Here is an 11,424-nt window from a genome sequence, read left to right on the forward strand (position 1 = left end):
ATCTTCTTCGATAAGCAAAATCGCTATACAGAGTGAAGAAGATGCTTCGTTCCTCAGCATGACAGCCGGTTTAAACTTGCCGCGCTATCGCTCGCAATGACATCTATTTAAAATCAAACAAGAAAATATCAATCAATGAAAAAAATAATCTACCCAGCAATTATGCTTTTGGCGTCAACGGCATTGAGCCCTGTAAGCGCGCAAACCAAATTATTTGATGGTAAAACCCTTAAAGGATGGAAACGGCTTGCCGGCAATGCCGATTATAAAGTAGAAGATGGAGCTATTGTTGGTACCACCGTACTTAACTCAGGTAATTCATTCTTAGTTACCGAGAAGGAATATGGCAATTTCATATTAGAACTGGATGCTAAAATTGAAAGTGAACTAAGTAACTCGGGCGTGCAAACCCGTAGCCATTTTGACCCGGAAGGTAATAAGGGCAAAGGCAAAGTTTATGGCCGGCAGTTTGAAATTGACCCGTCATCACGCAAATGGACTGGTGGCATTTATGACGAAGGTCGGCGCGATTGGCTTTATCCGCTTGATCTCAATCCCAAAGCCAAAGATGCTTTTAAAGTAGGCGAATACAATCACATCAAAATTGAATGCATCGGCAACGAAATGAAAACCTGGGTAAACGGAATGCCAGCCGGCGATGTAGTTGATACTATTGATAGCAAAGGCTTTATAGCTTTGCAGGTACATGCTGTAAGCGAAGAAAAACAAGCAGGGAAAAAGGTGTACTTCAAAAATATTAATCTGAAGACCACCAACTTAAAGGCTACCCCGTTTCCAAAGGATGTGTATGTAGTTAATCTTACACCCAACAGCTTAACCGCTGCCGAAAAGGCAAACGGCTGGAAACTTTTATACGATGGTAAAACCAATACCGGCTGGCGCGGTGCAACCCTTAAAGGTTTCCCTGAAAAAGGCTGGGAATACGCTGATGGCACTATGCACGTATTGCCATCTGCCGGGCAGGAAGAATCAGGCGGCGGCGATATTGTAACCAATGATAATTATAGTGCTTTTGACCTGTCGTTTGAATTTAAACTTACTCCGGGGGCTAATAGTGGTGTTAAATATTTTGTAACCCTGTCCGAGGTTACCAAGGGTTCGGCTATTGGTCTGGAGTACCAGGTGCTTGATGATAAACTGCACCCAGATGCCAAACTTGGCCGCGACGGTGACCGCACCTTAGCTTCATTATACGACCTGATAAAAGCCAACAAACAGGATCGTTTTGTTCACCCGATAGGAGCATGGAATATTGGCCGCGTGGTGGTTTATCCAAACAATCATGTTGAACATTATCTGAATGGGGTAAAAGTATTGGAATATGAACGCGGTTCAACAGCTTTCCGCGACCTGGTAGCCATAAGCAAGTATAAGATCTGGAAAAACTTTGGCGAAGCTGCCGAAGGTCATTTGTTATTGCAGGATCATGGGAATGAGGTGTTTTTCAGGAGTATCAAGGTTAGGGAATTGAAGTAAGGGGGCTCTTTATTCTTCTATATATCTTGCGCTCATTGCTAACAAACGCAAGAATTGAACCCAGACTTACGAAGTTTCTGAAACTTCGTAAGTCTTCGCTACGCTTCAACCTCTCTAACTATCGTTCCCCCCTTTAGGTGGTTAAGGGGGTTACAACGAACTCCTCAACCTCACGGTAAATGGCACTGCAAAATGCTCATGGCAATTGTTCAAAGCAAACTCAGCTGCTTTGCTGCCCATGAGTTTAAAATCGGTTGATATGGTGGTAATACCGTCAAGAATGATCTCCTTAAGCGCTGTTTCGTTATAAGATATCACACCTACATCTTTGGCTACTTTTAAGTCGGAGGCGATGATGTTTTTAATGAGGTCAACCAGGTCGTCCTCTGTAAGACTAATATATACGGTATTTTTCTGGATAGTTTCTGTAGATAATGTTTCAACTATACCGTATTCAAAAGCGTATTGCCTGCAAAAATTCAGGAAACCCTTCATAATCTCCTTAGAGTGATAGGTTTTACCGGGGAAGATTAGCTTGAGCGTATGGTATTTGCTCAGGTTGTCCAGCATGCTTTTAAGGGCTTCGTAAACATCAGTAGCGAAGTTTTCGTAGATCGCTGCAAATTTGCCGTTTACACCCGGAACCAGGTTATCCAACAAAATCAGTTTATCCTTAGGAATGGTGTTGATGATCTCATGCGCCTTGGTTTCATTATCTATGAAATGGGGGATAACAATGTATTTTGCATAATCGGCCTGGATACTTTCGGTTATGATCTTTTTAAAAAAGTAAAAATCATTATTGTAGATATAAAAATCAATTGCAGCCTGTTCGCCAATAGTAGCTACAAAGGCATCGTAAATGATTTTTTTATGAGCGCTAAGTTTATTGAACAGCAAGAAGATCTTAACCGGCTTCTGAAAATCGGTATTTGAAATAAAAAAACCTTTGCCTGGCACCGAGCTTACAATGCCTTTCTCTTTTAGTTCCTTGTAAACACGTTCAATGGTATTGCGTGAAGTATCCAGCGCATAGCTCAGGTCATTAATAGAAGGAAGCATATCGTCCTTTACTATCTGCCCGCTTTCAATAGCCCCGATGATAGCATTAGATAGCTGCAGGTATTTAGGCGTAATGGAGTACTCGTCTATCGATAAGATCTTTAAATAATTCTTCACATCACAAATGTAATATTTGAAAGCGCATTTTTACCCTCGACAGGATAGACAAAGATGGCTATGTCGAGCTTTACCGGTCAATATAGAATCAACGAAATCAGCGTAATCAAAAAACTCAGCGGTCTTTCTTTTTAAACGCATAATACAAATACCCCAACGCCGGCAATATAAATAAACTGCCTACCAATAAACCAATGCCTAAGTCATCTATACTGTTGCTGTTGGCGTGTTCGGTAAGTAAAGACATCGAACTGCCATCCTTAAAAATAACAAACCTTGGGAAGCGTGAAAACCCAACCGATATCAATATCATACACACCTGGAAAGCTGCCAGTACCCTGATCCATTGCCGGTTTCGGCGATGTGATATGATCAGATAAAGCACAGCTAATGAAATTGTTGCAGCTATTACTGCAACTAAACTTACGGGGTTGCCAAAAATCCAGTTTGCAAGACGAACATGTTCAAAATGAGATGCTAAGAACACTAATGCACCACATATTACCGCAGCAATGTTCATGATTTTTGCCTTGCGGATATAACGCTTGATTTCGTCAACGTCTTCAGTTTCGCCTACTATATATATAGCTGCAAGGAAGCCGCACAGTGCCACGGTAAAAAAGCCAACGGATACCGAAAACCAATTAAACCAGCTAAATATGTAAGCATGTACGAAGTCAGTAGCTTTTGGATCAATTTGACCCGATAAAGCACTGCCAGCGATGATGCCCAAGAACAGCGGTGTAACAAAGCTAGAATAAACGAATATGTGGGTATAAAAAGCCTGTGTTTTTTCGTCTTTAATAGCATCATAGTTACGGAATGAAAATGCCGTACCCCGGGCAATTACACCAAGTAGCATTATCAATAACGGAATATGTAGGTAAATACACATTTCGCTGTAAATAACCGGGAATCCAACAAATAGCACCACCACAGTAATGATGAGCCACATGTGGTTGGCCTCCCAAATAGGGCCGATGGCCTGGTACATGATCTTACGGGTGCGGTGTTTATTATCTGTTGATGTAAAAAGTTCGATTATGCCTGCACCGAAATCGGCCCCGCCTAATAAAAAGTAAAGCGTGATTGCCGCAAAAAGGAAGAGGATTACAATATATAGCATCATGGCTGTGCAGTTTTACGGTCATACAATTCGGGCACCATCTGTATCTGCCTTTTCAATAAAAATATAACAGCAACACTCAGCGTAAAATAAATAAAGCTGAACAGGTAAAACGAATACTGAATGCCGGGCATGGGGGTAACCGCCTCGCTGGTGCGCATAACACCCTGTATAATCCAGGGCTGTCGACCAACTTCTGTAACTGTCCACCCGGCTTCAAGGGCTATAAAACCAAGTGGGGTAGCCCAAATGAAGGTTTTCAGAAACCAGGGTTTGGAGATCAGGTCTTTCTTTTTCCAGAGTTCATAAAAATAGATGATCCCGATCAGCATCATCAAAACGCCTATACCTACCATGATCTGGAACGCGTAGTGCGTAACGGCTACCGGTGGTTGATTTTTTACAGGGATCTTATCCAACCCGTTTACCGGCGTTTTAAAGTTATCATGTACTAAGAAGCTTAATAAACCAGGAATTTCTATACCGTAATTTACCTTTTTAGCTGCTGTATCCGGAATGCCGCCAATAACCAGCGGTGCATATTCCTGAGTGTGGAAGTATGCCTCCATTGCGGCCAGTTTTGCAGGCTGACGTTTGGCTGCGTTTTTGGCCGAAAGGTCACCGCTAAAGGGTTGCAGAATTGCTGCTGCTGCTCCGAATATAATGGCGATTTTAAATGCCTTGGTATGGAAAGCAATGTTTTTCTTTCTGTATATCATTAACGCATGGATGCCCGCTACTGCGAAACCTGTTGCTGAAAACGCTGCAATGATCATATGTAATGATTCGGAAAACCAGGCCTTGTTGAACATGGCTTTTACCGGGTCGATATTAATATACTGCCCGTTCACAAAATCAAATCCTGACGGACTATTCATCCACGAATTGGCGGCTACAACCAGGATGCCGGATGCAACACCGCTCACACCAACAATGATTCCGGCTGTCCAGTGTACCCAGTTATTTAACCGGTTCCACCCGTAAAGGAATAAGCCTAATGCTATCGCCTCAATAAAAAAGGCCACACCTTCCAGGGAGAATGGCATACCAAAGATAGGTCCGGCATGCCTCATAAAGCCCGGCCAAAGCAAACCAAGCTCAAACGAGAGCATGGTGCCCGATACAGCACCGGTGGCAAAAAAGATAGCCACGCCCTTGCTCCAGGCAACAGTGATGTTTTTATAAACAGGATCCTGCGTCTTTATCCATTTGAAGTGTGATATGGCCATAAAAACCGGCATCACCATACCGATACAGGAGTATATGATATGAAAACCTAACGATAAGGCCATTTGGGATCTGGCCGCTAAAAAATCATCCATAAGTATTATACTTAAATAATGGTTGAAATTAAGGCTTAATGTAACAAATCTGTAACTAAATGCTTATCGATATTGAATTTAAAGTGTGTTTTTTATTGAAGAAAAGTTGGATTAGTAGTGATTATTTAGTAATAATTGAGCTATAAAACCTTTTTCTGGCGCGAGCATGCAGCGCTGGCCGAAAGCGTAAAGTACCCGTGACTGTTTTAGATCGTCACAATTAACCTTTCTGCTCTTTGCCAGCTCTTCATACTTGCGCCAGTTGCTTTTTTCAAGTCTCCCCTTCAGGGGAGATTTAGAGGGGCTCGGGCTTACCCTTTTTTCGTCGTTGATCCCCTGATGATCAATTCCGGTTTTATACTGATGATCTTTGGTTTAACCGAAACCTCAGTACTGGCGTTCTCCTGGAAAAACAGATTGCCAATGGTTTTGCCCATATAAATACTGAACTGATCTATAGTAGTTATCGACGGACTGGTTATCTCTGTAAACGCTTCATTGGAGTAACCGCAAATGCCCAATTCTGCAGGTACCTTGATATTCATAACATTAGCAACCTCCAAAACACCTAAAGCCGAAAAATCAGATGTCGATGCAAATATGGCGTCCGGTGGGTGGGGGAGATTAAGCAGTTTACGGGTAGCTTCGGCACCAAGCTCTTTTGTCCAGGCGTTTTCAACTACCAATTCATCAATAACTTTCACTTTATGTGTTTCCAAGGCCCGCAGGTACCCATTTTTACGCTGGCGAAAAATATTCAGGTTTTGCGGGCCTTCCAGTAAAGCAATACGTTTATATCCGTTTTCTATCAGGTGCGATACCGCTTCAAATGAAGCCTGTTCGTTATCATTGATCACTTTAAGCGTTTCCAGTTCTTCCGCAACGCGGTCAAACTGAATCAATTGAATACCATGGTCAAGTACGTTTTGCAGGTGCTGGTAATCATAGCTATCAGCTGATACAGAGATCACAATGCAATCCACATGTTGGTTAATCAAAGTATTTACGCACTGAATTTCTTTATCATGCACCTCGCCCGACTGGCAGATGATCAGGTTGTATCCTTTTTGATAGGTTGTTTCCTCAATCCCGGCTATTACATTACTGAAAAAGTTCTGGTTTATCCGTGGTACCACCACGCCAATGGTTTTTGAATGCCCCTTGCGCAGGTTTGAAGCAAGGGTATTGCGTTTGTAATTCAGCTCATCGGCAGTTTTAATGATCAGCTCCCTTGTTTTTTCGTTTACCTGGCTGCTGTTGTTCAGTGCCCTTGATACCGAAGAGGCAGTTATGCCGAGCTTGGCGGCAATGTCATAAATGGTGGTACGTTTAACTTTCTTCATTATAGCGTGCAAGTTGGAAAAAATATTTTACGCAATCGATTGCAATTTTTATTTATTTCTTTATTTTCGTTGCGTTAAGTTACCAATTAATAAATACAACCAAAAAATCATACAAAAATCTGAATAGGCTATGCTGTTATTAGGGATCGATATAGGTACGTCGTCGGTAAAGGTAAGTGTTGTTGATGCCGCAACTCAAAATACAATTGCTTCGGCACAATACCCCGACCAGGAGTCGCCAATAAAAGCATTGCACCCCGGCTGGGCCGAGCAATCACCATCAATGTGGTGGGAGCAGGCACAAAAAGCATTGGAGCGCTGTCATGCTAAAGGCGGTTACAACCCAAGCGATATAGCTGCCATTGGTATCGCTTATCAAATGCACGGGCTTGTACTTGTTGATAAGGATCAAAACGTACTTCGCGATAGTATTATATGGTGCGATAGCCGCGCCGTTGAAATTGGTGATAAAGCTTTTGCAGCAATAGGCGAGGAGCATTGCCTGTCGCATCTGCTTAATTCTCCGGGGAACTTTACGGCTTCCAAACTGGCCTGGGTAAAGGAAAATGAACCGGAGATTTACAGCAAAATTGATAAGATCATGCTGCCTGGCGATTATATTGCCATGAAACTAACCGGGGAGATTACCACATCGGTATCGGCGCTGTCTGAAGGTGTGTTCTTTGATTTCAAGACTAATGGCATCTCCAAAGAGGTTGTCAGTTACTTTGGTTTTGATGAAAGCCTGTTTCCGGTTATTAACCCCGTATTTTCTTCACACGGAACTTTGCAGGCATCCGTCGCCGAAAAACTGAATTTAAAAGCCGGCATCCCGGTTACCTATAAATCAGGCGATCAGCCTAATAATGCTTTATCGTTAAATGTGTTAAACCCTGGCGAAGTAGCAGCTACTGCGGGCACATCAGGCGTTATATATGGTGTTGATGATCAACTGGTTTACGATCAGCAATCGCGCATCAACACTTTTGCGCACGTCAACTATGCCTCCGAACAAAAAAGACTTGGTGTACTGCTTTGCATTAACGGAACAGGTAGTTTGTATCGCTGGGTAAAAAACACCTTCGGAACCGGCTACAGCTACAACCAAATGAATGCCGAAGCCGAAAAAGCGCCTTTAGGCAGCGAAGGGCTGCAGGTATTGCCCTTTGGCAATGGTGCCGAACGCATGTTAAATAACAAGCAGGTAGGCGCGCATTTTCAAAACATCGATCTTAACCTGCATACCCCGGCACATATTTTCAGGGCTGTGCAGGAGGGGATAGCCTCATCATTCCGCTATGGCTTTGACATTATGCGCGGCAATGGCATGAACCCAACTGTGATCCGTGCAGGCAAAAGCAACCTTTTCCTGAGCGATCTGTTTACCCAAACCTTTGTAAATGCTACAGGTGTACCCGTTGAGCTTTATAATAATGATGGCAGCGTTGGCGCAGCATTAGGGGCAGGGATCGGCGCAGGAATTTTCAAATCACCATCCGAAGCATTCAGCAATATTAAAGCCATTAAACTGGTTGAACCAACAACCGATCAGTTTGAACCTGTTTACCAGGAGTGGAAAGCCCTTTTAGAGGCGAAACTGAGGTGAAAGGGAAAAGGTTAAAGGTGAAAAGTGTTGCCCGTGTATCCAAATAAATAATTCAACAATTATCCAATAAAAAAATCACTAATTCAATAACTCACTAATTCAATAATTAAAATGATAGTAACAGGAGAAAAGGAATTTTTCAAAGAAATAGGCCAGATAAAATTTGAAGGCCTTGAATCAGATAACCCACTGGCGTTTCGCTGGTACGACGCTGATAGGGTAGTGGCTGGCAAAACCATGAAAGATCATTTACGCTTTGCAGGTGCTTACTGGCATTCGTTCTGCGGTAATGGTGCCGATCCATTTGGTGGCGCAACGCATGTTTTCCCCTGGGATGAAAAAGCAGACGCTGTAGAGCGTGCTAAAGACAAGATGGATGCAGCATTTGAGTTCCTGACTAAAATGAACCTGCCTTATTACTGTTTCCACGATGTTGACGTAGTTGACTATGGCAATGACGTTGCCGAAAATGACCGTCGTTTACAGGCTTTGGTTGATTATGCTAAACAAAAACAGGCTGCCAGCGGCGTAAAACTGCTTTGGGGCACCGCAAACTTATTTAGCCACAAACGTTACATGAACGGCGCTTCAACCAATCCCGATTTTCATGTATTGGCACATGCCGGTGCGCAGGTAAAAGCTGCAATGGACGCAACTATCGCTTTAGGTGGTGAAAACTATGTTTTCTGGGGTGGCCGCGAAGGTTATATGAGCCTGCTTAACACCAATATGAAACGCGAGCAGGAGCATTTGGCTAAGTTTTTACACACAGCTAAAGATTATGCCCGTAAACAAGGCTTTAAAGGCACATTCTTTATCGAGCCAAAACCATGTGAGCCAACCAAGCATCAATATGATTATGATGCAGCTACTGTATTAGGCTTTTTACAGAAATACGATTTGATCAATGATTTTAAACTGAACCTTGAAGTTAACCACGCTACATTGGCCGGCCATACTTTCCAGCATGAGCTTCAGGTAGCTGCTGATTCAGGTTTATTGGGTTCGATAGATGCCAACCGTGGCGATTACCAAAACGGCTGGGATACCGACCAGTTCCCGAATGATATCAACGAGATCACTGAGTGCATGCTGATTATTCTTGAAGCAGGCGGCTTCCAGGGTGGTGGTATTAACTTCGATGCCAAGATCCGTCGTAACTCAACTGATCCTGCTGATTTGTTCTATGCGCACATTGGTGGTATGGATCTTTTTGCAAGGGCGTTGATAACTGCCGATAACATCCTGCAGAAATCAGAATACAAAAAATTACGTACCGAAAGGTATGCCTCATTTGATGCCGGCACCGGGAAAGATTTTGAAGAAGGCAAGGTTTCTTTGGAAGATTTGCGTAACTATGCGATCGCTAATGGTGAACCAAAAGTGACAAGCGGTAAACAAGAATACATCGAAAATTTGATAAATCGATATATATAGTTTATAATTGTCAATCATACATATTAAACCCAAAGACAAACCAAAACAATGAACCTGAAAACCCTCTCGAATGGCGATTATGCTGTTTTCTTTATCTACTTTGTAATTGTTGCCAGTTACGGCTGGTGGGTGTATAAGCGTAAACATAACGCTGATGCCACCTCAAAGGACTATTTTTTGGCCGAAGGATCTTTAACCTGGTGGGCTATCGGCGCATCGCTCATCGCTTCAAATATTTCTGCCGAACAATTTATAGGTACAAGTGGGTCTGCATTTAAAATGGGGCTGGCAATATCTACTTACGAGTGGATGGCTGCTATTACCCTCATCATTGTGGCGGTTTTCTTTATCCCGGTATATCTTAAAAACAAGATCTTTACCATGCCGCAGTTCCTGCATCAGCGGTATAACGGAACAGTAGCCATGATCATGGCCATCTTTTGGCTGTTGCTGTACATCGTGGTTAACTTAATGTCGATCCTTTACCTTGGTGCATTAGCTGTAAGCGGAATATCAGGCCTGGATATTCACCTGTGTATCTGGCTGCTTGCTATATTCTCGGCTGTTATTACCCTGGGAGGTATGAAAGTTATTGGCTATACCGACGTTATCCAGGTAGCGGTATTGATACTGGGTGGGTTAATGGCGTCTTACCTTGCACTTACTTTATTAAGTGAAAAAGAAGGTACTACGGGCCTATTAAACGGTTTCAAGATCCTGCATAACGAAGCTACAGATCACTTCCATATGATCTTTAAAAAGGATAATCCAAATTATATGGATCTTCCGGGCTTATCGGTACTGATAGGCGGTATGTGGATCACCAACCTTAACTACTGGGGCTGTAATCAGTATATAACGCAAAGGGCCCTGGGTGCAAACCTTAAAACAGCCCGTGGCGGTATCCTGTTTGCGGCTTTCCTTAAGTTGCTGATGCCTGTTATTGTGGTATTGCCTGGTATTGCTGCTTACCTGTTATATCAAAAAGGTATGTTCCACCAGGAAATGGCAAGCTCATCAGGTGTATTGGATCCTAACAAAGCGTATCCATCACTGTTAAACTTATTGCCAAGCGGCTTAAAAGGTCTTTCATTTGCTGCGTTAACAGCTGCAATTGTGGCCTCGTTAGCAGGTAAAGCAAACAGTATTGCTACCATCTTTACGTTAGATATTTACAAAAAAGCAATCAACCCTGAGGCTACCGATAAAAAACTGGTTAACCTGGGTAAGATCTCCGTACTTGTTGCCTTGTTATTAGGTATCCTGTTATCTGAGCTTATCGGTAAAGCATTAATGGGCGAAGGCAAACAGGGCTTCCAATACATTCAGGAGTATACAGGCTTCGTTTCTCCTGGTATCTTTGCTATGTTTATCCTTGGTTTCTTTTGGAAAAAAGCGACTTCAAATGCCGCGTTATTTGCAACCATTGGCGGGTTCATATTCTCATGCTTCTTTAAACTTTGCCCAAGGTTTATTGATCTGAGTTTCCTGTCGCCGTATGGTTTCTCAAAATTAGCCCTGCAGGATGATAAGGTAACCAAGTTATATGAAATCCCTTTCCTTGACCGTATGGGTTTTGTATTTATTCTCTGCGTTATCGGTATGTATATTATTTCAAAAATTGACCAGGCCAGGGGCATTACAACAAACGGCCTTGAAATTGATGGTTCAATGTTTAAAACTTCAAGAGGTTTCTTAGCAGGCGCCTTAATTGTAACCGGCATCGTAGTTGCATTGTACTCAATTTTCTGGTAGCAGAAATTTTACCAATAGACAGGAAAAGGCGATGGGTTAATACTCGTCGCCTTTTTTGTGTAATTGCCGATAACTTTTACCCGCTAACGAAAACGTTTGCGTGGATTGTTTGGGCTTATTACTTCCAACTTGCCTATATGATGTGTAATTTGCCGCTTA

Annotated in this window: 8 protein-coding genes; 4 read left to right on the forward strand and 4 right to left on the reverse strand. The window is 42.7% G+C overall.

The features are described 5' to 3' along the window. The first annotated feature begins 135 nt into the window (after positions 1–135). Positions 136–1,497 (forward strand): DUF1080 domain-containing protein, encoded by a 1,362-nt coding sequence (locus ACEN9X_RS26730; protein WP_413668042.1) that lies wholly within the window; start codon positions 136–138, stop codon positions 1,495–1,497. Positions 1,498–1,647: 150 nt separating this feature from the next. Here the strand turns inward: ACEN9X_RS26730 and ACEN9X_RS26735 are convergent, their stop codons facing one another. From ACEN9X_RS26735 to ACEN9X_RS26750, 4 genes are all read right to left on the reverse strand, one after another. Continuing rightward, a complete protein-coding gene (locus tag ACEN9X_RS26735) occupies positions 1,648–2,676 on the reverse strand; it encodes a GntR family transcriptional regulator (RefSeq protein ID WP_413668043.1) in 1,029 nt (342 codons plus the stop codon). A gap of 115 nt (positions 2,677–2,791) precedes the next feature. Next, positions 2,792–3,805 (reverse strand): cytochrome d ubiquinol oxidase subunit II, encoded by a 1,014-nt coding sequence (locus ACEN9X_RS26740; RefSeq protein WP_413668044.1) that lies wholly within the window; start codon positions 3,803–3,805, stop codon positions 2,792–2,794. Beyond that, positions 3,802–5,124, reverse strand: a complete 1,323-nt coding sequence (locus ACEN9X_RS26745) for a cytochrome ubiquinol oxidase subunit I (RefSeq protein WP_413668045.1) — start codon at positions 5,122–5,124, stop codon at positions 3,802–3,804. The genes ACEN9X_RS26740 and ACEN9X_RS26745 overlap by 4 nt, the downstream gene beginning before the upstream one ends. Before the next feature lie 311 nt (positions 5,125–5,435). Continuing rightward, a complete protein-coding gene (locus tag ACEN9X_RS26750) occupies positions 5,436–6,467 on the reverse strand; it encodes a LacI family DNA-binding transcriptional regulator (RefSeq protein ID WP_413668046.1) in 1,032 nt (343 codons plus the stop codon). Between the two features lie 130 nt (positions 6,468–6,597). On the opposite strand from ACEN9X_RS26750, the gene ACEN9X_RS26755 reads away from it, so the two are divergent. From ACEN9X_RS26755 to ACEN9X_RS26765, 3 genes are all read left to right on the forward strand, one after another. Further along, complete coding sequence (locus tag ACEN9X_RS26755) at positions 6,598–8,073, forward strand: xylulokinase (RefSeq protein WP_413668047.1); 1,476 nt, start codon at positions 6,598–6,600, stop codon at positions 8,071–8,073. 111 nt (positions 8,074–8,184) lie between these two features. Beyond that, the gene (gene xylA / locus ACEN9X_RS26760) at positions 8,185–9,510 is read left to right on the forward strand and encodes a xylose isomerase (protein WP_413668048.1); all 1,326 of its coding nucleotides are present in this window, start codon (positions 8,185–8,187) and stop codon (positions 9,508–9,510) included. 54 nt (positions 9,511–9,564) lie between these two features. Continuing rightward, complete coding sequence (locus ACEN9X_RS26765; protein WP_413671163.1) at positions 9,565–11,265, forward strand: sodium/sugar symporter; 1,701 nt, start codon at positions 9,565–9,567, stop codon at positions 11,263–11,265. Positions 11,266–11,424: the final 159 nt, after the last annotated feature.

The organism is Mucilaginibacter sp. Mucisp86, from assembly GCF_047324315.1.
GTDB lineage: Bacteria > Bacteroidota > Bacteroidia > Sphingobacteriales > Sphingobacteriaceae > Mucilaginibacter.

What these genes read in the sequence shown, in the direction of transcription:
- ACEN9X_RS26730 (WP_413668042.1), top strand. Translation starts at nt 136, where the DNA reads ATGAAAAAAATAATCTACCCAGCAATTATGCTTTTGGCGTCAACGGCA.
- ACEN9X_RS26740 (WP_413668044.1), bottom strand. Translation starts at nt 3,805, where the DNA reads ATGATGCTATATATTGTAATCCTCTTCCTTTTTGCGGCAATCACGCTT.
- ACEN9X_RS26745 (WP_413668045.1), bottom strand. Translation starts at nt 5,124, where the DNA reads ATGGATGATTTTTTAGCGGCCAGATCCCAAATGGCCTTATCGTTAGGT.
- ACEN9X_RS26750 (WP_413668046.1), bottom strand. Translation starts at nt 6,467, where the DNA reads ATGAAGAAAGTTAAACGTACCACCATTTATGACATTGCCGCCAAGCTC.
- ACEN9X_RS26755 (WP_413668047.1), top strand. Translation starts at nt 6,598, where the DNA reads ATGCTGTTATTAGGGATCGATATAGGTACGTCGTCGGTAAAGGTAAGT.
- xylA (WP_413668048.1), top strand. Translation starts at nt 8,185, where the DNA reads ATGATAGTAACAGGAGAAAAGGAATTTTTCAAAGAAATAGGCCAGATA.